General features: G+C 34.5%; 28 protein-coding genes. All 28 read left to right on the forward strand.

What is annotated here, in order from left to right; genetic code table 11:
• The 28 genes from ACZ41W_RS02705 (at position 1) to ACZ41W_RS02840 (ending at position 24,109) form a co-directional block, all read left to right on the forward strand.
• Positions 1–420: a flagellar basal body-associated FliL family protein gene (locus ACZ41W_RS02705; RefSeq protein ID WP_464313343.1), complete on the forward strand. Its 420-nt coding sequence runs from the start codon at positions 1–3 to the stop codon at positions 418–420.
• Positions 421–500: 80 nt separating this feature from the next.
• Positions 501–1,508, forward strand: coding sequence for a flagellar motor switch protein FliM (fliM, locus tag ACZ41W_RS02710; RefSeq protein WP_464313344.1), 1,008 nt, complete (start codon positions 501–503; stop codon positions 1,506–1,508).
• A complete protein-coding gene (fliY, locus tag ACZ41W_RS02715) occupies positions 1,492–2,625 on the forward strand; it encodes a flagellar motor switch phosphatase FliY (protein WP_464313345.1) in 1,134 nt (377 codons plus the stop codon). The genes fliM and fliY overlap by 17 nt, the downstream gene beginning before the upstream one ends.
• Before the next feature lie 17 nt (positions 2,626–2,642).
• Positions 2,643–3,005, forward strand: a complete 363-nt coding sequence (locus ACZ41W_RS02720; RefSeq protein ID WP_464313346.1) for a response regulator — start codon at positions 2,643–2,645, stop codon at positions 3,003–3,005.
• 104 nt (positions 3,006–3,109) lie between these two features.
• Positions 3,110–3,448, forward strand: a complete 339-nt coding sequence (locus ACZ41W_RS02725; RefSeq protein ID WP_464313347.1) for a flagellar biosynthetic protein FliO — start codon at positions 3,110–3,112, stop codon at positions 3,446–3,448.
• Complete coding sequence (fliP, locus tag ACZ41W_RS02730; RefSeq protein WP_464313348.1) at positions 3,441–4,214, forward strand: flagellar type III secretion system pore protein FliP; 774 nt, start codon at positions 3,441–3,443, stop codon at positions 4,212–4,214. The genes ACZ41W_RS02725 and fliP overlap by 8 nt, the downstream gene beginning before the upstream one ends.
• Before the next feature lie 9 nt (positions 4,215–4,223).
• Positions 4,224–4,493, forward strand: coding sequence for a flagellar biosynthesis protein FliQ (gene fliQ, locus ACZ41W_RS02735; RefSeq protein WP_464313349.1), 270 nt, complete (start codon positions 4,224–4,226; stop codon positions 4,491–4,493).
• A 7-nt stretch (positions 4,494–4,500) separates the two neighbouring features.
• On the forward strand, positions 4,501–5,265 hold the full coding sequence (fliR, locus tag ACZ41W_RS02740) for a flagellar biosynthetic protein FliR (protein ID WP_464313350.1): 765 nt from the start codon (positions 4,501–4,503) through the stop codon (positions 5,263–5,265).
• 96 nt (positions 5,266–5,361) lie between these two features.
• Positions 5,362–6,447, forward strand: coding sequence for a flagellar biosynthesis protein FlhB (gene flhB / locus ACZ41W_RS02745; RefSeq protein WP_464313351.1), 1,086 nt, complete (start codon positions 5,362–5,364; stop codon positions 6,445–6,447).
• A gap of 11 nt (positions 6,448–6,458) precedes the next feature.
• Positions 6,459–8,495 carry a flagellar biosynthesis protein FlhA gene (flhA, locus tag ACZ41W_RS02750; RefSeq protein WP_464313352.1) on the forward strand — a complete coding sequence of 679 codons (2,037 nt, stop codon included), beginning with the start codon at positions 6,459–6,461 and terminating at the stop codon, positions 8,493–8,495.
• Positions 8,495–9,781, forward strand: a complete 1,287-nt coding sequence (flhF, locus tag ACZ41W_RS02755) for a flagellar biosynthesis protein FlhF (RefSeq protein WP_464313353.1) — start codon at positions 8,495–8,497, stop codon at positions 9,779–9,781. The genes flhA and flhF overlap by 1 nt, the downstream gene beginning before the upstream one ends.
• A gap of 11 nt (positions 9,782–9,792) precedes the next feature.
• Positions 9,793–10,662, forward strand: a complete 870-nt coding sequence (locus ACZ41W_RS02760) for a MinD/ParA family protein (RefSeq protein ID WP_464313354.1) — start codon at positions 9,793–9,795, stop codon at positions 10,660–10,662.
• 40 nt (positions 10,663–10,702) lie between these two features.
• Positions 10,703–11,437, forward strand: coding sequence for a flagellar brake protein (locus ACZ41W_RS02765; RefSeq protein ID WP_464313355.1), 735 nt, complete (start codon positions 10,703–10,705; stop codon positions 11,435–11,437).
• A complete protein-coding gene (locus ACZ41W_RS02770; protein ID WP_464313356.1) occupies positions 11,438–12,505 on the forward strand; it encodes a protein-glutamate methylesterase/protein-glutamine glutaminase in 1,068 nt (355 codons plus the stop codon).
• Between the two features lie 5 nt (positions 12,506–12,510).
• On the forward strand, positions 12,511–14,613 hold the full coding sequence (locus ACZ41W_RS02775; protein WP_464313357.1) for a chemotaxis protein CheW: 2,103 nt from the start codon (positions 12,511–12,513) through the stop codon (positions 14,611–14,613).
• Between the two features lie 15 nt (positions 14,614–14,628).
• Positions 14,629–15,066, forward strand: a complete 438-nt coding sequence (locus ACZ41W_RS02780; RefSeq protein ID WP_464313358.1) for a chemotaxis protein CheW — start codon at positions 14,629–14,631, stop codon at positions 15,064–15,066.
• A 9-nt stretch (positions 15,067–15,075) separates the two neighbouring features.
• Entirely contained in the window at positions 15,076–15,696 is a 621-nt protein-coding gene (locus ACZ41W_RS02785; protein WP_464313359.1) for a chemotaxis protein CheC, read from the forward strand.
• Positions 15,693–16,178, forward strand: a complete 486-nt coding sequence (locus ACZ41W_RS02790; protein ID WP_464313360.1) for a chemotaxis protein CheD — start codon at positions 15,693–15,695, stop codon at positions 16,176–16,178. The genes ACZ41W_RS02785 and ACZ41W_RS02790 overlap by 4 nt, the downstream gene beginning before the upstream one ends.
• A gap of 16 nt (positions 16,179–16,194) precedes the next feature.
• Positions 16,195–16,929: a sigma-70 family RNA polymerase sigma factor gene (locus ACZ41W_RS02795; protein ID WP_464313361.1), complete on the forward strand. Its 735-nt coding sequence runs from the start codon at positions 16,195–16,197 to the stop codon at positions 16,927–16,929.
• A gap of 148 nt (positions 16,930–17,077) precedes the next feature.
• On the forward strand, positions 17,078–18,457 hold the full coding sequence (locus ACZ41W_RS02800; protein WP_464313362.1) for a DUF342 domain-containing protein: 1,380 nt from the start codon (positions 17,078–17,080) through the stop codon (positions 18,455–18,457).
• 17 nt (positions 18,458–18,474) lie between these two features.
• Positions 18,475–18,840 (forward strand): hypothetical protein, encoded by a 366-nt coding sequence (locus tag ACZ41W_RS02805; protein ID WP_464313363.1) that lies wholly within the window; start codon positions 18,475–18,477, stop codon positions 18,838–18,840.
• Positions 18,841–18,938: 98 nt separating this feature from the next.
• Positions 18,939–19,454: a DUF6115 domain-containing protein gene (locus tag ACZ41W_RS02810; protein ID WP_464313364.1), complete on the forward strand. Its 516-nt coding sequence runs from the start codon at positions 18,939–18,941 to the stop codon at positions 19,452–19,454.
• Between the two features lie 141 nt (positions 19,455–19,595).
• Entirely contained in the window at positions 19,596–20,318 is a 723-nt protein-coding gene (rpsB, locus tag ACZ41W_RS02815; protein ID WP_464313365.1) for a 30S ribosomal protein S2, read from the forward strand.
• 81 nt (positions 20,319–20,399) lie between these two features.
• Positions 20,400–21,047 (forward strand): translation elongation factor Ts, encoded by a 648-nt coding sequence (gene tsf / locus ACZ41W_RS02820; RefSeq protein ID WP_464313366.1) that lies wholly within the window; start codon positions 20,400–20,402, stop codon positions 21,045–21,047.
• Positions 21,048–21,156: 109 nt separating this feature from the next.
• Positions 21,157–21,867, forward strand: a complete 711-nt coding sequence (gene pyrH, locus ACZ41W_RS02825; RefSeq protein WP_464313367.1) for a UMP kinase — start codon at positions 21,157–21,159, stop codon at positions 21,865–21,867.
• A 65-nt stretch (positions 21,868–21,932) separates the two neighbouring features.
• Positions 21,933–22,490: a ribosome recycling factor gene (gene frr, locus ACZ41W_RS02830; RefSeq protein WP_464313368.1), complete on the forward strand. Its 558-nt coding sequence runs from the start codon at positions 21,933–21,935 to the stop codon at positions 22,488–22,490.
• An 80-nt stretch (positions 22,491–22,570) separates the two neighbouring features.
• The gene (locus ACZ41W_RS02835) at positions 22,571–23,305 is read left to right on the forward strand and encodes an isoprenyl transferase (RefSeq protein ID WP_464313369.1); all 735 of its coding nucleotides are present in this window, start codon (positions 22,571–22,573) and stop codon (positions 23,303–23,305) included.
• A gap of 9 nt (positions 23,306–23,314) precedes the next feature.
• A complete protein-coding gene (locus tag ACZ41W_RS02840; protein ID WP_464313370.1) occupies positions 23,315–24,109 on the forward strand; it encodes a phosphatidate cytidylyltransferase in 795 nt (264 codons plus the stop codon).
• Positions 24,110–24,151 lie beyond the last annotated feature (42 nt).

Genomic DNA, 24,151 nt, shown 5'->3' on the forward strand with positions numbered 1-24,151 from the left:
GTGAACAAAAAAATATTAATCATCATATTAGCTGTTGTATTAGTGGTCATAATTGGCGCAGTAGTTGCAGTTTTTCTATTAACTCGACCACCTAAAGAAGAACCTATTGTCTATTATGAATTCATTTTTGATGAAGAATATTCAAACTTAGCGGATTCTGATAGTCAAAAAATTGTGAAATATAAAGTGACCGTTGAATATACTGACGAAGCAATGTTAGAAATTCTTACGACAAATAAAACAAAAATTAGCAATAACATCGATGAAATCATGCGTGCAACAACTTCAGAAGAAATTGAAAAGACAAATGGTAAACAAAGACTTCGCGACCGTATCAAGGATATGGTAATTGAGACACTCGAATCGGATGAAGAAGTGATAACCAATATTTATTTACAACCTTTCGTAATTCAGGGTTAAGTAAATACGCTATATAGCCGATATACTTTGTAGTTATATGCAATATAGAGTGTATATTTTCAAGATAAGGGGGTGAAATCGTGCCTGATGTATTGTCCCAAAACGAGATAGACGAACTACTTGCAGCCCTTAGTACAGGAGAGGTAGACGTCAGCGATATAGAAGAAGAGAAAAAGGAAAAGAAAGTTCGAAAATACGACTTTAGTCGTCCGGATAAATTTGCAAAAGATCAACTCAGAACTTTGGAAATTATTCATGAGAACTTTTCAAGACTATTAAATAACTTTTTGTCTGGTTATTTAAGAACCTATATCGAAGTGGATGTTATTTCTGTTCAAAGTTTAATTTATACAGAGTTTAGTAACTCTATTTCGAATCCAGCTATTTTAGGTATTGTCGATTTTGCTCCATTTGACGGACAAATTATTATAGATATGTCATCAGATATTGCCAATGCAATGATCGAACGCGTACTTGGCGGTACTGGGAAATCAGGTTCTGCCACTAAAGAAAATCGGACACTCACTGAAATTGAGATGACATTACTCCGAAATATTTTTATTAAATTTATCAACTTATTAAAAGAACCGTGGGGGAATATTGTTGAACTTAGACCAAAACTTGAAACGATTGAAACAAATGGTCAGTTTGCTCAAATTGTATCTCCCTCTGAATCAGTCGCTTTAATTACTTTCAATTTACACATAGGTGACAATGAAGGTATGGTAAACATCTGTATTCCTCACTTTGTTATTGAACCAATTTTGCCGAGCTTAAGCTCTAGGCTCTGGTTTGCAACAAGCAACAAACGCGAAGTGACTGATGAAGAACGCGGTGCACTTGAATCTGGTATTAGTCAATCGAAAATTAACATGACCACAATTGTAGGTGGATCGACTATTACGGTATCTGAACTTATGAACTTACAACGCGGAGATATCATTTTATTAAACAAGTCAGTTGATGATTCACTTGACATTTACGTAGAAGATAAATTGAAATTCAAAGGAAAACCGGGAATTAAAAAGAAAAATGTAGCAGTAATGATTACTGAAGTCATAGAGGAAGGGGATGAAATGGATGAGTGATATGCTTTCTCAAGAAGAAATAGACGCATTACTAGGTGGTGGCGATTCTTCAAAATCCGCATCAGGTGGTCCAGGCTTAACACCAGAAGAAGCAGACGCAATTGGTGAAATCGGGAATATAAGCATGGGAACAGCTGCAACGACACTATTTACCTTGCTCAATAAAAAAGTAACCATAACAACTCCAAAAGTATCAGAAACAACCATGGAGAATCTGGCTGAAGAGTTTAGAGATCCTTCAGTACTTATTAATATTACTTATAGAGTTGGTATTGAAGGTGTCAATTTTCTAATACTACATGAAGATGATGTTAAAATTATAACTGATTTAATGATGGGTGGAGATGGTACAAATATATCAAGCGAGTTAAATGATTTGCATTTAAGCGCAATAAGTGAAGCAATGAATCAAATGATTGGTTCATCGTCAACTTCTCTCTCTGAGATGCTTGGTAATAAAATAGACATTTCGCCTCCTGAAGCATATCATGATCGCATAAGCGAACTGGATTATACACAATTTGGTGTTTCAAGACAAGACCAGGTAGTTAAGATTGCTTTTAGGATGACGGTTGGTGATTTAATTGACAGTGAGATCATGCAAGTATTGCCTTTAGCAGTAGCAAAACAAATGGTTTCGACGATGATTAATCCCAAACAGTCTGCGGCTGCTCCGGCACCTGCTGCAAATAAATCTGCAGCTCCAGCGCCGGCGGATGAGAAAGTGGCTAAAAAGGCAGAAACACAAAAAAATCAATATTATTATGAAGAAGAAAAGGGGACTTCGAACCTTTCTAATGAAAAAGTTAGCGCGGTTCCGTTACAATTTGAAAATTTTGATAGTAATTCTTCTCAAATGTATTATAATAATGATATAGATTTAATCAGAGATGTGCCACTAGAAATCACAGTTGAATTAGGAAAAACTGGAAAGAAAATTAATGAAATACTCGATTTTGGTGTAGGTACAGTTATTGAGCTTAATCGACTAGTTGGAGAACCGCTTGACGTACTAGCAAATGGCAAACGTATTGCCAAGGGTGAAGTAGTGGTAGTTGATGAAAATTACGGTATCAGAATAACAGATATTATCATACCGAGAAGAGTCGTTGAATAATTTTAAGGAGGAATACTATGGCTAATACAATTTTAGTAGTCGATGACGCAGCATTTATGAGGATGATGATCAAAGATGTTTTGACAAAAAACGGCTATGACGTTGTTGGTGAGGCTGAAAATGGTCAAAAAGCAATTGAAAAATATAAAGAGTTAAAACCAGAGCTTGTTATTATGGATATTACAATGCCTGAAGTAGATGGAATTCAAGCAGTTAAGGAAATTAAGTCGTTTGATCCAAGCGCTAAGGTTGTTATGTGTTCAGCAATGGGTCAGCAAGCAATGGTTATTGAATCGATTCAAGCTGGAGCGAGAGATTTTATCGTAAAACCTTTCCAAGCTGATCGTGTTATTGAAGCTGTCAAAAAAGTATTAGGATAGGTGATTATGTGATGAACATATTCACCTCTTTTATCCAAGCTTCAATTAAATATAATGATACAAATAACACTTTGTTCACAATTAAATATATAATTGTGGCCACGGTGTTTTTGTTATTATTATGGTGGTTATCAAAATGGGTGACCAAACAACATGGTGTGATAAAAAGAAATACGAATATCAAAGTTGTTGAACGTATTGCAATTTCGAATGACAAATTTATCTATTTAGTTGAATTGGATCAAATCTTTTATTTAATTGGAAGCGATAAAAGTGGGATGACTGTTATCGACAAGCGGGAGCATCTTAATATTGAGACTTCAAAATCAATTGAACCTCAAACAGGTGCTTTTTTTGAGCAACTCAAGTCATCCATTATAAAGAGAGAAAATAAGGCACAAGAAGCGCCTGAAAAAAAAACTAAGGAAAATATCAATGAATAAATTCGGGGGAATTAAAAAAGTTATATTAGTGATGGTGATTGCCATTTTGATGCTTGCTGCGATGCAAGTAAGTTTTGCCGGTACTGAAATACAGCTACCTGACATCAATGTGTCAATAAACAGCGAAGATGGGGATGTTCCCGTTGCCAATGGAATACAGATAATCATCTTGCTGACTATTCTTTCGTTAGCGCCTTCAATTCTCATTATGATGACGTCATTCACACGTTTTATCATCGTATTGGGTTTTGTTCGTCGTGCGCTGTCTCTTCAAGCAACGCCACCAAATCAAACTTTGATTGGAATGGCGCTTTTCTTGACTTTTTTTGTGATGTCTCCCGTTTTTACAGAAGTTTATGAAACTGCATATGTACCACTTCAAGAGGGCACTGTGACCTTAGAAGAAGCGGTTGATTTAGCATCAGATCCATTTAAAGAATTTATGCTAGAACAAGTGCGTTCTAAGGATTTAGCGCTTTTTTTGAATATTGCAAATGTTGAAGAAGTCAATACAAATGATGATATTCCAATGACTGTCATTATCCCTGCTTTTATACTCAGCGAACTAAAACTGAGTTTTGAAATCGGATTTTTGATATTTATGCCTTTCATCGTTGTAGATATGATTGTCGCCTCAACATTAATGGCATTAGGGATGATGATGCTTCCGCCTGTTATGATATCTTTACCAATAAAAATTCTATTATTCATTATGGTGGATGGATGGCATCTTATTATTGAAAAATTAATCCTGAGCATCAGGTAGGAGGAAGAAATGACAGAGCAAATGATCATCGACCTCTTTACTGAGTCTGTAAAAATGATACTGATATTATCCGCACCGATGCTAATTAGTGGACTACTGATCGGTTTGTTAATTGCGATATTTCAGGCAACCACTCAAATTCAAGAAGCAACACTCGCTTTTGTCCCTAAGATAATTGTCGTTTTTTTAGTGATGTTAATGACTGGATCATGGTTGATCAATTCTTTAGTTGAGTATACAACCTATGTGTTGAATCTCATTGACGTCTTAATACAGTAGGTGACCTATGGCGATTTCAATACCGTTATTGGATATTTTACTGGTTGCAGGTCGAATGGCAGGATTGATCTTTACAGCCCCTATTTTGGGAAGTAGAAATTACCCGATACCGATAAAAATTGGATTTGTTTTTTTTACAACACTTCTTATTTATCCATATGTCAATTCAACTGTCACTTACGATGTGTCGTCGTTTTGGGCATTTGCATTATTATTGATGAATGAGTTGATCATCGGTATATTTATTGGGTTATTGATATCTGTATTTTTTAACTTCATGTATTTTGCAGGTGATATTATTGACCATCAACTCGGCTTTTCAATGGTATCTGTCATCAATCCACTTGATGAATCGCAGATACCAATTACATCGAATATTTTTTATGTATTGTCAACTTTGATTTTTTTGAATTTGAATTTACACCATGAACTGATTACCGCTCTTGTCGTTTCATTTTCAAAGATAGAACTTGGTTCATTTATGAAAGCGGCAGAGTCATTAAATGTTTTTATTGACGTTGTGAATCAATCGTTCATTATCGGATTACAAATCGCAGCGCCATTTATGATTACCATTTTAATTGCGGATATCGTTTTAGGGCTCTTGTCAAAAGCTATGCCAGGAATGAACATCTTTGTACTGGGGATGCCATTTAAAATTTTCTTTGGCTTACTTTTGTTTATTATTCTTATACCGTATTTATTTGAAGTGTTTTCTGAGATTTTAGATTCAGTGTTTTATTATGTAAAAGAGTATATCAATTATTACTAGTTTAAATCTTCAAGTTATGATGTGTTCTATTAACTTACATTTTAATGGCTGATTTTAAAATAGAGAACGGTAAAAATCGCCAAATGAGGGCATCTTATGTTGAATTACTTTGACTTACAACTTTTTTCGGAAGAGAAAACAGAACAGCCTACCGCGAAAAAAATGTATGATGCCAGACGAAAAGGACAAGTCGTTCAATCGAAAGATTTAAGTAGTGCAGTATCATTACTCTTAGTCTTTGTGGGATTATCAGCTTTTAGCGGCTTTTTAATTGATGAAATGATTGGCTATTATCACTTTGTGATGAATCTGACGGTGGATACTGCCTCACTTTTCACCACGAATGGAATCAATCAATTTATTAGTGAAACATTATTGTTTATACTCAAGCTTTCATTACCATTACTTGTTGTTGCTTTAGTAAGTGGCGTTTTTATGATTTATGTACAAGTCGGTTTTTTATTTACAACGGAAACACTTAAACCTAAACTTGAGAAGATTAATCCTATCAAGGGAATGAAAAATCTTTTTTCATCACGAGCAGTAGTTGAGTTATTAAAATCAATTTTAAAAGCAGTACTGATTCTTTATATATCATTTACATATATTCAGGATCATATGTCTGATATATTAAAAACACTTGTACTGGACTTTAACTCTATCATGAAAATCATGTGGGATATCACATTTGGCGTTGTTTTAAGATGCTCGATTGTACTATTTGTTCTTGCAGTATTTGATTACGCATATAAGCGCTGGAAGAATCGCAAAGAACTCATGATGTCAAAACAAGAAGTAAAAGATGAATACAAGCAGAGTGAAGGTGATCCGCAGTTAAAGGCAAAAATCAAAGAAAAACAACGATCACTTGCAATTAGCCGAATGATGCAAGAAGTTCCAAAAGCAGATGTCATCATAACAAATCCTACGCATTTTGCAGTTGCTCTAAAATATGATACAAATGCTGGTGACGCACCTCTTGTTGTGGCAAAGGGGCAAGATTTGGTTGCGCAAAATATTAAGAGAATTGGGACGGAAAATAATGTTCCTATTGTTGAGAACAAGCCATTAGCACAAACTTTATATAAGACGGTACAGATAGGAAATTTTATTCCTCCAGACTTATATGAAGCAGTTGCAGAAGTTCTGGCATATGTCTATTCGTTAAAAAATACTAAATAGGAGGAAAATATATGCGCTTTAGTGATATAATTGTCGCGCTCTTAGTCGTAACAATTATCGTACTGATGATTGTACCAGTGCCATTGGGTTTGCTGGATTTTTTCTTAGCGCTAAATATTTCTCTATCTATGACAATTTTAATATTGTCTATGTTTGTTAAAGAACCGCTTGAATTTAGCGTGTTTCCATCAATCCTTCTGGTCACGACGCTCTTTCGACTCGCACTTAATATTCGGACGACAATGGCTATCTTGTCAACTGGCGATGCGGGCGAAGTCATTGCATCGTTTGGATCGTTTGTAATCGGTGGAAATGCAGTGGTTGGTTTTATTATATTCTTAATCATTGTATTAATTCAGTTTTTAGTTATTACAAAGGGTTCTGAAAGGGTTTCTGAGGTTGCAGCTCGATTTACATTAGATGCAATGCCAGGAAAGCAAATGGCCATTGATGCCGATCTAAACTCGGGTTTAATTACAGAAACAGACGCTAAAGTTAGAAGAAAAAAGATTCAACGTGAAGCAGATTTTTATGGCGCGATGGATGGTGCGAGTAAATTCGTAAAAGGCGATGCCATTGCGGGGATTATCATTACAGTGATTAATATTCTAGCAGGGTTTGCATTAGGAGCTCTTACAATGGGGTTAACCATTCAAGAGTCTTTATCAAAGTTCACTTTATTAACTGTTGGAGATGGTCTTGTAAGCCAGTTACCAGCTCTTATGATTTCAGTTGGCACAGGTATCATCGTAACGCGTGCCGCGTCTGAATCAAATTTGGGTACGGATGTCGTAACTCAACTCTTTGCACAAAGCAAAGTCCTTTTTATTGTAGGTGTAGTTGTTATTTTACTCGGTGCAGTGACACCTTTACCAAACTTTCCGTTTCTTTCAATTGGTGCACTCGTCTTGTTAGCAGGATACTATTCAATGCAAAATAAAAAGAAAGAGTCGCAAGTGTTAGAAGCTGAAGAAGAGGTACAGGATACTTCTAAAGATGAGCTTAGAAGACCGGAAAATATCATGCCACTCTTACAAGTCGATCCAATTGAACTTGAATTTGGATATGGCATTATTCCATTAGCAGATCCGAATCAAGGGGGCGATTTATTTGATCGCTTGGTAATGATCCGTAGGCAAATTGCACTTGAATTAGGATTAATTGTCCCAATTATTCGATTAAGAGATAACATACAGTTAGATTCCAATCAATATTTGATTAAAATAAAGGGAAATGATACGGCGAAGGGGAATATTGTATTTGATCATTATTTGGCAATGAGTCCTGGATCTGTAGAAGGTGAAATTGAGGGAATTGACACGATTGAACCAGCTTTTGGATTACCGGCAAAATGGATTCGATCTGATCTTCGAGAAAAAGCTGAGCTCCTTGGATATACTGTTGTAGATCCATCATCAGTCATCTCTACTCACTTGACTGAGGTGATTAAGAAGTTTAGCTTTGAGTTATTAAGTCGTGAAGATGTGAAACAATTGATCGAAAATGTAAGAGAAAACAATCCGTCTCTTATTGAAGAGCTTGTTCCAAGTATGATGGGAATTGGAGATATTCAGAAAGTTTTAGCGAATCTACTAAGTGAAAACGTTTCGATTCGAAACCTAGTCTCTATACTTGAAGCGTTAGCAGATCATGCTAGAAGTACACGAGATATCAATATTTTAACTGAGTATGCACGACAAAAACTTTCAAAGCAACTGTCAAAGGCGTATTTTCCTTTTGGTCAAGCAAAAGTGGTTACGTTAGACCAAAGTCTTGAAAATATGTTGATGGAAGCAATCGATCAAAATGAGAATGGAACTTATTTAGCAATCGATCCAATGCAAACTCAAAGCATACTAGCAAGCCTAGCAAGTGAAGTTAGAAAATTGATGCAAATGGGTGAGCTCCCAATCGTAGTAACAGCTCCGATCGTTAGACTATACTTTAAAAGGATATCTTTACAGGCGATACCAGATTTAATCGTTTTATCTTATAATGAAATTGAATCTGATATTGATATACAGTCTGCAGGGATGGTGACTATTTAATGAAAGTTAAAAGATATATTGTTGAAGATATGAATGAGGCGATGATTAAAATTAAAAACGAGTTAGGCATTGATGCCGTGATTCTCAACACACGTCGCCTCAAAAAGAGTGGTTTTTTCAATTTTTTCAAAAAGCCTTTGATTGAAGTTGTTGCAGCTGTGGACGATCAACCCTCTCAGCAAGAAACACTAAAAAGAGCAACAAGAGCAGTTGAAAATGAAAAAGTAGCCTCAACTGAGAAAAAATATGAAGAAAATGCAGTTTTATCAGTTGAGTCACGTGCATCAGCTGCATCAACTTCTACACCATTTCATTCTGATAAAAATGATTTCGTAAAAAATGATTCCACAACAAATGATTCCATGAAAAATGAATCTTTAAAAACGATGACTGAACAGGTCTCTAATCCTAATGGTGAGTTGGCAGAGCTGAAAAAAATGATGAGCCATTTAATGGCAAAAGTAGATTCGTTTGAACACATGATTCCTCAACAAGAAATTAAAACTGAGGATAAGTACATTGAGTTATTAAAAAATTTAGGAATTCAAGAATCCATTTCCAAAAAAATCATTGAAATTCTTCAAAGACAAATTAATATTAATGATCAGAATCACGATGCAGTGATGAACGCAATTAAAGTAATTGCAAGAGAGTATTTAGGTGATGTAAAGACCATCGACACTGATCCCAAAAAAGGTCCTAATATTTATATGTTTTTAGGACCAACAGGTGTTGGAAAAACCACCACACTTGCAAAAATTGCTGCTAGATTGTCATTAGTAGAAAATAAGAAAGTGGGTTTAATCACTGCAGATACGTATAGAATTGCTGCAGTAGAGCAATTAAAGACGTATAGTGAAATTTTAGGCATTCCACTTGAAGTTATTTATGAAGCAAATGAACTAAAGGAAGCACTTGAGCACTTTAAAGACAAAGATTATGTTTTAATTGATACAGCAGGCCGGAGCCACAAAAGTAAAGAACTCAAGTCCGATTATGATGAAATCGTATCGTTTTTAGATGACGTAAAAGTGTATCTGGTTTTAAGTATGACCACTAGTTTGAAAGATTTAAAAAGCATTATTGAGTCTTATAGCTTTTTAAGTGAGTATCGATTGTTGTTCACAAAACTTGATGAAGCAACATCTTATGGAAATATACTCAATATGAAAGTATTAACAGGGAAATCTTTATCCTATTTTACAATGGGTCAAAGTGTTCCCGATGATATCGAAGTGGCTGATAAAGAAAAAATACTTAAGTATATTTTTGATCAGAACATCTAATGGGGGAGAAAATGGACCAAGCGCAAAAGTTAAGGGACATTATTAACGATACAGTTTCTGATGTAGATATGAATGAAACCATGGATTCAAAGATTATCACCATCGCCAGTGGAAAAGGTGGTGTTGGAAAAACAAATTTTACTGTAAATCTTGGTATTGCACTAGCAAAATTGGGTAAAAGAGTGACTATAATAGATGCAGATTTAGGTCTTGCTAATGTAGATGTCTTATTTGGAATTGTGACAAAGTACAATTTGTCAAATGTTTTAAAAGATGAAGTGCCTGTTCAAGAGATTATTGTGAAGGGACCTTATAATATTAACATCATTTCTGGTGGTTCTGGAATTATGGATTTAATTGATTTGAGCTCAGATCAACTAGACAAATTAATTGGAATCTTGAGCCATTTCAATTCCATCTCAGATTATATTCTCATTGATACAGGTGCAGGCATTAGCAAATCCGTACTTTCATTTGTCGATGCCGCTTCAGATGTTATGCTTGTCATAACACCAGATCCAACATCTATTACAGATGCTTATGCTCTTATAAAAAATATCGTTAAAGATGAAACGAAAGCAATTAAGTTAATCATTAATCGAATTGAATCAAATGAAGAAGGCGATGAGGTCTTTGGAAAATTACAACAAGCTGTGAATCGATTTTTAAATCGTGAAGTTGAAAATATGGGGTATATCTTTGAAGATAGCAACATTAAACGATCTGTACGGAAACAAGTTCCTTTATTAGAAGCATATCCAAGAGCAATTGCAAGTAAAGGAATTGAGAATATCGCATATAATTTGCTTAATAACCAAAAGTATTTAAAGACAGATAATAGTTTTAAATCGTTTATCAGTCGACTTATGAAAAAGATTTAAATTGGATCAGGTTATTAAATTTGACAAGTGAAGGTGAGCTATGGAAGGATTCCTAAAATATCTTAATATCGCAGATACGGTAGATATTATGATTTTTAAGAACAATAATCAATCGATTACGCTAAATGCAAGTGTATACGATATAATTGACAATGAACTGATGATATTATCAAATCCTATTTCAGAGGGTATCTTATATCCTATGGAAAGACAATATACGTATTATTTTCGATTTTATATTGAAAATAACGGCATGTATTTGTTTAAAGGAATCGTATTAGAACGCTTTTCTTACGATAATTTACCAAGTGTTAAAGTGCGGCTTGAATCTGATATAAAGAGAGTCCAGCGTAGAAAATTCTATCGCGTGTCATTTTTTACAAAAGGAAATTTTTTATTTAAGAGAGAAATGACTCAAGAAGAAAAATTTAAAGCGATTAAGACAAAGGGAACAAAACTAACGAACAGTTTAGATATTTTGGATAACGATTATGTACTTGAAAGAAAACCATTTGATACTAAAAATTTAAGTGGCGGTGGTTTGAGTGTAGAGTCCTCAACAGAGTTTGAATTAGGCGAAACTGTAATGGGTGAATTTCCAATTAATCATTTTATGATAAAATTTAAAGGAGAAATCACTCGAATAGAGAAAAAAGATGATAAACGCTTTGAAGTGGGTATTAAATTTGTAGAACTAGATTCAAATATGCAATCTAAGATAGTTGCTTATGTTTTTGAGATTGAAAGAAATCTAATTAAAAAGGGTCTGATGTAGATGAAAATCAAAGTACTAGTTGTGGATGATTCCGCTTTTATGCGAAAAGTGATTGCAGACATGATTTCCAGTGACGAAACCCTGGAAGTTGTAGGTGTTGCAAAAAATGGAGAAGAAGCATTACAAATGATTGTTAAATTCAAACCTGATGTTGTCACGATGGATGTTGAGATGCCTAAAATGGATGGACTGACGGCGCTTAAACAGATCATGGAAGTCAATCCAATGCCAGTGATTATGTTAAGCAGTTTAACAACTAATGGCGCAGTAGAAACATTAAAGGCATTGGACTATGGTGCGTTTGATTTTATCACGAAGCCAACTTCTCTGATTAAAGTTTCAACTCCTGAGATTCGAGATGAATTAATCAACATGATTAAAATTGCGAGTCGAACTAAGGTAAAAACACCTTCACAAAGTGTGGTAAAACCTAGACCATCGATACCAATAACACCTCGAACGGAAAAAACAGAGGCACCTACTGGAAAGACAAAGTTTAAGAAAATAATCGCTATAGGAACTTCAACTGGTGGACCGAGGGCGTTACAAGATGTTGTTCCTTTTATACCAAAGGACATTGATGCGGGTATCTTAATTGTGCAGCACATGCCTCCGGGGTTTACCAAATCGCTCGCAGAACGTTTGGACCACATGAGTCAAATCACGGTGAAAGAAGCAGAAGATGGTGACATCATGAGAGCTGGATGTGCATATTTAGCACCTGGTGATAGCCATATAAAAGTTACTAAACAATCAGGTCAATATGTGATAAAATTAGATAATGGCGAGCGCGTTAGTGGACATAAACCTTCTGTGGATGCAATGATGTATTCAATCGCAAATTTAAATGAATCAAATGTAATCGGTGTCATTATGACGGGCATGGGTGCAGATGGCGCTGAAGGACTTAAAAAAGTGAAAGAAGCAAAAGGATATGTCATTGCTCAAGATGAAGAAAGTTGCGTGGTGTTTGGAATGCCAAAATCAACCATAAAGCTCGGTGTTGTAGATAAGGTTGTGAGCCTTACGCATATAGCAAGTGAAATAGTAAAAGCCATGGAGGTGTAGCGCATATGGATATGAGTCAATATTTAGAAATATTTATCGATGAATCAAAAGAACATCTGCAAACGATGAATGAGATACTACTTGTTTTGGAAGGTGATGTTGAAAATTTAGCGCACTTAGGAGAAATTTTCAGAATTGCACATACCTTAAAAGGTATGTCTGGAACAATGGGTTTCACAAAAGTAGCAGACTTAACACACAAAATGGAAAACGTTTTGGATTTAGTGCGTAATGGTGTGTTGAAAGTAAACAGCTCTATTGTTGATATATTATTTGAGTGTTTTGATGCACTTGAAGAATATATTGAGAACTTAGAAAAAACGGGTAAAGAAGGCGATTTAGACTCGTCTGAACTCGTCAAAAAACTTATTCAAATTGCAGAAACAAAAAGTATGTCGGGTTCAAATAAATCTCCTAAAGGCGCATTTAAAACAGAGTCAAAATCTGAAGCTGCTCCTGAATCTAAATCAGAAGCTCCAGCGAAGAACGACACTGTTGAAACCGAGTTTCATATTTCATTAAACGATATTGATAGCATTATTCAAAAAGCGGTTGAACTTGGAGTAAAACCATATTTGATTAAAGTAACATTAGATGCAGGCTGTATGCTAAAAGCCGCTAGAGCTTTTATTGTGTTTAATACATTAGAACGATTCGGTGAGATTTTAAAATCTTATCCACTTGCAGAAGAAATTGAAGATGAAAGATTCGAAGAGTCATTTGAAATTTTATATTTCTCTAAGTTAGATGAAACTTACACAAAGACGGAATTGCTTAGAATTTCTGAAATAGCAGAGGTTCATATCCAATCACTTGCAGACGTACAAGTTCCTACTGAAGAAAAGAAACCTGACGTTGAAGTGGATTTAGAAAAAGTAGAAGTCAAAGAAGCTGATAGTAAATCAAAAGAAGATTCACAAGGTAAAGGCGATAAAGGTAAAACATCTAAAACAGTTCGTGTTGAAATTGGAAGATTAGATAATTTAATGAACCTTGTAAGTGAGTTAATCATCATTAAAACAAGACTTGAGGATTTTGAAACAACACAATCTAAAGTGACGGATCAGTCAAATAAAAGCAACATGAACGAAGCTATTGAATATCTTGAAAGAATTACAACAAGCTTACATGACGCTGTAATGAAAGTAAGAATGGTTCCAGTTGAGAGAACATTTAATCGTTTCCCACGTTTAGTACGTGATTTATCTAGAGATTTAGGTAAAAATATCAAATTGTTTATGTCTGGTGAAGAAACTGAAGTGGATAGAACTGTTATTGATGAAATTGGCGATCCGCTCATTCACTTAATTCGTAACTCACTTGATCATGGCATTGAATCTCCAGAAGAGAGAATTAAAGCTGGCAAAGATGAAACTGGTTTTGTTGCATTGAGAGCATATCCTGATGGCAATACAGTTGTTATTGAAGTTGAGGACGATGGTAAAGGTATTAATCCTGACGTGATTAAACGTAAGGCGATTGAAAAAGGTATTATTTCACGAGATGAAGGCGAATTAATGCCTGATAAAGAAATTATCAATCTTCTTTTCAGAGCTGGTTTTAGTACAGCGGATAAAGTAACGGACTTATCTGGAAGAGGTGTCGGTCTAGATGTTGTAAAATCTAAAATTGAAGCAATTAATGGAACTGTTGAAGTGATCTCAACTTTAGGTCAAGGTAGCAAATTTGTAATCCGTTTACCATTGACACTTGCAATTATTCAAGCATTAATGGTTAATCTTAATGAAGAAAAATTTGCGATTCCTCTTAACAATATTAAAGAAATTACAACGATTGAAACAAGTAAAATTACAATGGTTCAAGATCAAGAAGTTGTACTATATAGAAACAAAACGCTTCCAATTATTAGAATGAAAGAAGTATTAGATATTGAGCATGAACCACAAGACATAAGTGAGTTAATTGTTGTTATTGTTAAAAAAGGCGATATTGAAGCAGGTCTTGTTGTGGATAGTTTAATCGGACAACAAGAAATAGTAATCAAATCCCTTGGCAAGTACTTGACTGGAATTAAAGCAATTGCGGGTGCAACAATACTTGGTAATGGTAGTGTCGCATTAATTGTTGATCCAAATCAACTATTTTAGTGAGGGGTGAGAGTTATGAGTGAAATTAGAGAATTTGTAACGTTTAGACTTAACGAAGAATATTATGGTATTAATATTCAAAACGTTGAAAATATTGAAAAAGTACTACCAATCACTAGAATTCCACACACGATGAATTATATTAAAGGCGTAGTGAATCTGAGAGGAATTATCGTTCCGGTTGTGGATTTAAGAGCTCGATTTGGGCTTGATAAAAAGCCTTATACAGATGATTCTCGTATTATCATCGTCAATTTAGAAGAGAATAAAATAGGACTTTTAGTTGATTCTTCATCTGAAGTTCTTCAAATTTCATCAGATGACATTGATGCATCTCCCAATATTAGAAGAGAGAATAACAATGAATTTATTAAAAATATTGGCAAGAAAAACGGTAGAATTATTATGTTGATAGATTTACACAAAGTGCTTAATATCGAGCATATTGAATAGGAGTCGTAAATGAGCTTTCAATTTGATAATATGAACAATGGCATCGTATTGGACGTATTAAGAGAAATCGGGAACATTGGTGCTGGAAATGCAGCTACATCATTAGCTAAAATGATTGACAAAAAAATAGATATGAAAGTACCCATTGTCAAATTACTTGACTTTTCACAGGTACCTGAACTTCTTGGCGGTCCAGAAAATGTTGTTTGTGGCATTTTCTTCAAGATTGAAGGGGATATGACAGGCAGTATTATGTTTGTCCTTGATCAGAAATCTGCTGTTAATTTGGTTGATTTATTGATGCCAAGAGAGAACGTAGAGTTTGACGAGTTTACAGCATCTGCATTAAAGGAAATCGGCAACATACTTGCAGGATCTTATATTGCCTCATTATCGGGATTAACAAATTTAAAAATCAAAATCTCTATTCCTGCACTTGCAATTGATATGGCTGGAGCAATTTTAAGTGTTCCAGCAATCCATTTTGGTCAAATGAGTGATAGTGTATTAATTATTCAAAATGAATTTATAGAAATTATGGAAGCTAAAAGTGTCGATGGATACTTTTTCCTCATCCCTGATATGGATTCATACGAAATTTTATTAGGAAGCTTGGGAGTGACACTATGAGCACCATGGTAAAAGTTGGCATGGCAGATTTAAAAGTTGTCACGTATCCTGATGCTCTTACTACGTTGGGATTAGGGTCATGCGTGGGAATTTGCCTTTATGATTCAACAACAAAAATTACTGGGATGGCACATATAATGCTGCCATCCAGTAAAGCAATTCGCAAAAATGAAAATATTGCGAAGTTTGCCGACACTGCAATTGATGAACTAATTTTACAAATGGAAAAACTTGGTGCAAGAAAATCACGCTTCATTGCGAAAATCGCTGGAGGCGCGCAGATGTTTGCCTTTTCCTCTCAAAGTGATACGATGAAAATCGGCGAGAGAAATGCGGATGCCGTTAGAGAAATTTTAGCTCATTACGGTATTCCAATTCGATCGGATGATACAGGCGGTAACTTTGGTCGGACAATTGAGTTTTTCAGTGAAGATGGAAAATTAATCATAAAAACAGCAGGAAAGGGTATTAAGGAAGTCTAATTGTGAAGGTGTTTGAATGACTGAGCAACTTTGGATAAGTTATAAAGAACAGAATAACAAAGAAGCGAAAGATGCGCTGATCGTCCATTATGTTGCATTGGTTAAGATTATTGCTGGGAGATTGTATTCAAGTTATAATGCACATGTTGAGTTTGACGATTTGCTTGGTTATGGGATTATTGGCTTAATTGATGCGATTGAAAAATTTGATTATAAAAAGCAGATTAAGTTTGAAACTTATGCAAATATCCGAATTCGTGGTGCAATCATTGATCAGATAAGACATATGGACTGGATTCCAAGAAGCACAAGACAAAAGTACAAGAAAATCGAAGAAGCAATTGCTAAACTACAAAAAATACATGGCAATGATTTGTCTGATGAACATATAGCAGCTGAGTTGGAAATGACCTTAGAAGAGTATGCGAAATTAGTGGGTGAAGTTACGACATATTCAATTGTGTCTTTAGAAGAAAAACTAGAGGACAATTCTAATTTTGATATCGCCTCAAGTTCAATTGATTTTCAACCAGAAGATCGTTTTGCAGAACGCGAAGTTAAACGAATCTTAGCAGATACAATTGATGCTTTACCAGAAAAAGAGAAAAAAGTGATGCAGCTTTATTATTATTCAGAGTTAACTTATAAAGAGATTGCTGAAGTGCTCTCAATCTCTGAATCACGTGTGTCTCAGATTCACACGAAGGCAATCGCTAAACTTAAAATAGCACTAGAAGAACTCTATAATTAGTTGTTTTTTATGAATCACAGAGACGATTTTGAATCTGTGATTTTGTTATGTAAAATAATATGTTATAATGAGTAAAAATAAGTAATAAACATGCCGATAATCATTTAAGTAGGTAGTGTACATTTAATTATAGTTTAGGGGGATTTAAATGGGCGAGGATAAGAAATTTGATATTGCAGTTAGAATATCCGATGATTATTATAAGGCTTTTTTATCAATTGAATTTAATTCGAAAGAGGTTGTAATCAAACCCGAAGAACTCGTCAAAATACTTAAAGACAAAAACATTATTTTTGGACTTAAGTACAATGTTATTGAAGACATTTGTAAAAAGGTCGAGACTGTATTTAATGAAGTTGTTGCCGAGGGGATTCCTCACGAAAATGGAACAGATGCCACTATTGAATATTCGTTTAGTAAAGAACATAAAGCAAAGCCACAGATTTTAGAAGATGGTCGTGTTGATTTTAAAAACATGGGCTTTGTTGAATCGGTGAAAGCGGGCGATGTATTAGCGAGAAAAATTCCAGCAACAGTAGGAAAAAATGGTACAACTGTTACTGGTAAAATAATTAGAGCGAAGAACGGAAAAGAGGTTGTCTTTAAAATTGGAAAAAATGTCAAAATTTTGCCCGATGGATTAACTGCGGTTTCTGAAGTGGATGGAACGATTGTTTCTGAAAATGATAAAATTTCAGTTATTCAAATGTTAGAAATTAAAGGCGATGTTGGCGTTGAAACAGGTAATATTGACTTCAGCGGACAAGTTATCGTACATGGCAATGTCACAAGTGGATATTCTGTAAGTTGTGATGGCGATTTAGTGATTAATGGCGTCGTTGAAGGTGCTCAAATTAAATCTAATGCAAACATCGTCATATCTAGAGGCGTTCAAGGTCACGATAGTGCTAATATTTATTGTGGCGGACAATTAACTAGTAACTTTATAAATAGCGCAACTGTTTATTGTAAAGGGGATATTGAAACTGGCGCTATTATGAATAGTAATGTAAAGTCAGACGGTAAAATTACTGTTAAAGGTAAAAAAGGACTAATTGTTGGTGGTGAAGTCACCAGTAAAAGTGATATAGAAGCTATTGTTGTTGGTTCTGAAATGGGTATTATTACATCTATAAAAATTGGAGTGGACATCGAAATTATTGATGAACTGAAAGCTTTATCTGCTGAAGTTAAGGAACTTTTAGAGAATCATGACAAGTTGGATAAATCAATCAAAGTACTTAAAATTAAAGTTGAGCAGAATCCCGAAGATGAGCGTTCAAAGTTCATGTTAGGTAAATACTCAACTACCTTCAAAGAAATGACAGAAAAACTTGAAGAAAAAAGACTCAGACTTAAGATGTTAAATGAACTTGTGAATAACATTCGAGGAGCTAAACTCAAGGCTAGAACTATATATCCAGGGACAAGAGTAAAAATTGGAAGTACAAGTTACTACGTTAAAAACGAATTAATTCACACGATCATTACAAAAGATAGAGGCGAGATTGTAGCAATTGGTTATTAATTTGTGAGGTGATTTAGATGTCGATTAGGCCTGTTGATATGCAACTTGTAGTTCAGAAAAATCAAGATATACATCCGGCAAAACAAACCGTTGTGAGCAAATTGGATAATGAATTAGTGCAGGCTCAAAAGGAAAATAAAGACATCTCATTAAAAAAACAACAAACAGTTAATCAAACTGAACGCTCAGAACTTAAACGTGTAAAGAACGACGATGAAGATGAACGACAAAGAAATAAAAAACGTCAGAAAAAGCAAGAAAATGATGACTCAACCAAAAAAGAAGCGTCATCAGGAAAATCAATTAAGGGTAAACAATCCGATGCAAAGGCGTCAAGACGAAATGTAAGCTCAATTGGATCACGATTTGATATGAAGGTGTAAAAATGTATTTAGTAAGCATAACTTTAGGGCTGATTATTATAATCAGTTCCCTTTTTTTAATAAGGAAAGAATTTAATCGAGCAGTCAGATCTCAAAGCATGTTGTTAGAACAAGCAGCATTTTACAAGAAAGATGACTTATTTGACATTCTTGAAACCTTACAAACATCGATAGATAGTATGAATCAAGCATTTTATGAAATTTCTGGTGATCTAGAAGGAAAATATAGCGTTCATGAAAAAGAACTTCAGCTTTTACAAGCGCAAGTACTGGATCTCATCAAAAAAAATAATGCGCTGACAAAACTGCCAAATTCAAACACTGAAACATCCTATATAAAAGTGGGCGAAACGAATCAACAAAGTGCGGATACAACTCAGAATATTACAGATCATCTTAAACGAATGACACAGTCAAAGGAAATGTACAAGAAAAATGATGAGATTGTTCAAACTGCAACAACTAATCAAGCAAGCGTTCAGTCACGGGATGAAAGTGCGCTGATTGAGAAAATTACCACTATGAGAAGCCAAGGCCTATCACTCAATCAAATCGCAAAGGAACTTGGAATTGGAATGGGAGAAGTTCAATTGTTAATTCAATTAAAAAAGTAAAATTATATTGTGAAATGAGATTCATTGTGCTATAATATCAAAGGTAATTATAAATCACACTTGCTTCAATACAACTAGAGTTGCTGAAAAGTCCTAGAGGTAGATGAAAAGCAAGGAGGTAAACAAACGAGGAGGATTAATATGTCTGTAATTTCAATGAAAGAATTACTAGAAGCTGGTGTACACTTTGGTCACCAAACAAGAAGATGGAACCCTAAAATGGCTGAATACATCTTCACAGAAAGAAATGGTATTTACATTATTGACTTACAAAAAACTGTTGGTAAAGTTGAAGATGCTTATGCATTTATCAAAAGCATCGTTGATGACAATGGTACAGTTTTATTTGTAGGTACTAAAAAACAAGCTCAAGAAGCAATTGAATCTGAAGCAAGAAGATCAGGTATGTACTTCGTTAACCAAAGATGGTTAGGTGGTATGTTAACTAACTATAAAACAATCAAGAAAAGAATTGATTTATTATTCAAACTTGAAAAAATGGAATCTGATGGTACTTTCGAAGCGCTTCCTAAAAAAGAAGTTATCAAATTAAGAGCTGAAAAAGAAAAATTAGAAAAATTCTTAGGCGGAATTAAAGATATGAATAAAATCCCTAGCGCTTTATTCGTTGTAGACCCTAAGAAAGAAAGAATTGCAATTAAAGAAGCTAAGACATTAGGTATCCCAGTTGTTGCTATCGTTGATACAAACTGTGATCCAGATGAAGTTGATTATGTAATTCCTGGTAATGACGATGCAATTCGTGCAGTTAAATTAATTGCTGGTAAAATGGCAGATGCAATTATCGAAGCTAGACAAGGCGAAGAATTTGTAAGTGCATCAGAAGTTACAACTGAAGAATAATCAAATATAGAGGTAAGAGTCAGACTCTTACCTTTTTTTAAGAACTTTATTAGAAATTATAAGTAAATAAGGAGGAACACTATGGAAATTACTGCTTCAATGGTAAAAGAATTGAGAGAAACTACAGGTGCTGGCATGATGGATTGCAAAAAAGCACTTATTGAAGTGAATGGAAATATTGAAGAAGCTGTAAAATACTTAAGAGAAAAAGGTATTGCTAAAGCTGCTAAAAAAATGGATCGTATCGCATCTGAAGGTATCATTTCTTCTTATATTCACGGTGGAAGAATTGGTGTTATCGTTGAAATAAACAGTGAAACAGACTTCGTTGCTAAAAATGCTGATTTCCAAGAATTCGGAAAAGACATTGCAATGCAAGTTGCTGCTGCAAATCCTTTATACGTTAGAATTGAAGACGTTCCAACTGAAGCGATTGATAAAGAAAGAGAAATCTTAAGAAATCAAGCGCTTAACGAAGGTAAACCAGCACAAATCGTTGATAAAATGGTAGAAGGCAGAATTGCTAAATACTACAAAGAAGTTTGTTTACTTGAGCAACCATTTATCAAAGACCCAGACAAAACAGTTGATCAATTATTAAAAGAAAAAATCGCTGTTATTGGTGAAAACCTTTCAATCAGAAGATTCGCTCGTTTTGAAGTGGGTGAAGGTTTAGAGAAAAAACAAGAAAACTTTGCTGAAGAAGTGGCAAAACAACTTCAAGGTTAATCATTATCAAATGATGAAGAGAACACAGCTTGTGTTCTCTTTTTTAAGGTTTTTTTATTGAATGAAAAATCATAATAAGATAAAATAGATTTGAATGGAGGATGCTTAAATGAACATAAAGTACAAAAGAGTAATTTTAAAATTAAGCGGAGAAGTATTAGCGGGACAAAAAGGATTCGGAGTAGATGATGATGTTGTTGCTGAAATTGCCGGTTACATTAAAAAATTAGTTGATGCAAGTGTTCAAGTAGGCATCGTAATTGGAGCGGGCAATTTTTGGCGAGGAAGAAGTAATAAAAGAATGGAACGAGCTACCGCTGATTATATGGGGATGATGGGAACGGTTATGAACTCACTTGCTATGGGAGACGCACTCAAGTATTTAGGCGTTAAAAATCATGTGATGAGTGCAATTTCTATGACTCAGCTATCTGAAAATTATAACCGAGAAGCAGCTTTGAACTATTTAGATCAAGGTGACGTTGTTATTTTTTCTGCGGGGACAGGTAGTCCATTCTTTTCAACAGATACAGCTGCAGCACTACGAGCTGCAGAAATAGACGCAGAACTGATATTGCTTGCGAAAAGAATAGACGGTGTATACGATAGTGACCCAGCTATTAATCCAAATGCAAAGAAATATTCGACACTTTCATATAGTGAAGTGCTTGCTCAAAAACTAGGTGTAATGGATTTTACCGCAATTACACTTTGTATGGACAATCAAATTCCAATTGCAGTATTTGACTTAAGAGATCCTGAAAATATTATGAGAGCCTGTGAAGGGATTAATACAGGAACCATTGTATCGGGTAATTAATGAAAAAGGTTCATTTTGCATTTAAAATCAAGAATAACGAAATTTGATCATTGTAGGAGGTTATTATGAGAAATCATATCCACGAAGCATTAGGACAGAAAATGGAGAAGACGTTCAATGTTCTTAAAGAAGAATTAAATCACATTCGAGCTGGAAGAGCAAATCCATTAATTTTAGATAAAGTGCGCATTGAATACTATGGAACAGATACACCAATTAAACAACTTGCAAGTATCTCAGTACCAGAACCAAGAATTTTACAAATTCAACCTTATGATGCATCTGTTTTAAGAGAAATAGAAAAAGCCATTCAAATTGCAGATTTAGGAATAAATCCAACAAACGATGGTAAAGTAATTCGCATGGTCATTCCGATGCTAACAGAAGAAAGAAGAAAAGACTTACAAAAAACAATCAAAAAACTTGGAGAAGATGCAAAAGTTGCTCTTAGAAATGAACGACGTGATGCAATCGACCATCTGAAAAAAATGGAAAAAGCAAAAGAAATTTCAGAAGATGATTTAGCAACTGCTGAAAAAGAAGTTCAAAAGATGATTGACGAACAAGTGACTTTAATCGATCAAGTCGTTAACAAAAAAAGTGAAGAAATCATGGAAGTATAGAAAAGTGCCCTCCTTTATGGAGGGTAACTATTTGGTTGGAACATTCGCTCTTAATGAGGTCTAATATAAAGAGGTAGTATATGTTTTTTAAACGGGTTAAAACAGAAGTTGACCTAAATAATATTCCACGTCATGTTGCGTTTATTATGGATGGCAACGGAAGATGGGCTAAAAAACGTGGTATGCCGAGGCTAGTTGGTCATAATGCCGGCACAGAAACTTTGAAAAAAATCGTTAAAGAAAGTCAGCGATTAGGTGTAGAATATATTACGTTTTACGCTTTCTCAACTGAAAACTGGAAACGACCAAGTGAAGAAGTTAACGGTCTTATGGACATTCTAGTGAAATTTCTGAAGTCTGAAATTGACGAAATTCATGAAAATCAAGTTAAGATCAGTATTTTAGGTGATATTTCGCGTCTGCCAAATTATGCAAGAACACAAGTAGAATATGCACTAGATAAGACAAAAGACAATCAAGGGATGCATTTTAATATTGCACTTAATTATGGAAGTCGAGATGAAATTGTAAGGGCGACTAAGCGTATCGCTGAAAATATACAAAATGGTAGCCTTTCCATTGAGGATATCAATGAAAATATCATTAGTAAAAATCTCTATACGGCCGATATGCCAGATCCGGATTTGCTCATTAGAACAAGTGGTGAAATTCGTCTAAGTAACTTTATGTTATGGCAGCTAGCTTATTCAGAAATGAAGTTTCTAGATATTTTTTGGCCAGACTTTAATGAAGAAATCTACAGAAAAGCATTGGCAGACTATCAAACTAGGAATCGCCGTTACGGTGCGGTTTAGGAGAAAAATATGAAAACAAGAATATTGTCGGCAATTGTTGCATTGCCAATTTTGATCGTTCTTATGATAAAAGGTGGTTTACCCCTTCAATTAGCAACACTTTTGATCAGTTTAATCGGTTTATTTGAATTCTATAGAGCTTTTTCAAAAAAATACTCAAGTGTTAAATGGGTAGGGTATTCAGCAACAGTGATGCTGTTCTTAGGCGTTATTGCTCAATTTCCAAAAGACTACTTTTCATTATTAGTAACTATTGTGATGTTTGTACTTTTATCTTTGGTGGTCTTTACAAAACTATCCATTGAAAGCGCAATGGTGACATTTTTAGGATTTTTCTATGTGTCATTTTCACTGTCACATCTTGTCATGATTTCAGACAAAGATAGCAACTTTTTTATCTGGTACCCATTTATCATAGCATTTTCAACGGATACATTTGCTTATTTTACAGGGAAATTAATGGGTAAAACAAAGCTTATTCCTAATGTGAGTCCAAATAAAACAGTTGAAGGCTCTTTGGGTGGGATCATCATGTGCTTAGTCTTTTCATTTGCATATGCGCATTTTTTTATGCCTGAGTTTGAATTTTATGCAATTTTATTAGGTCTTATCGGCAGTATTTTATCACAAGTGGGCGACTTAATTGCGTCTAAAATCAAGCGCATATTTGATATTAAAGACTTTGGTAAAATTATGCCTGGGCATGGTGGTGTATTAGATAGATTTGACAGTTTGATTATAACTTTACCACTTGTTTACTATTTTATGGTATTATTTTATTATGTAAGTGATAAAATAAACTAGGATCAACATTCATAAAGATGAAAAAATAAGCATAGAAATATG

The sequence above is a fragment of the Fusibacter fontis genome, assembly GCF_055378735.1.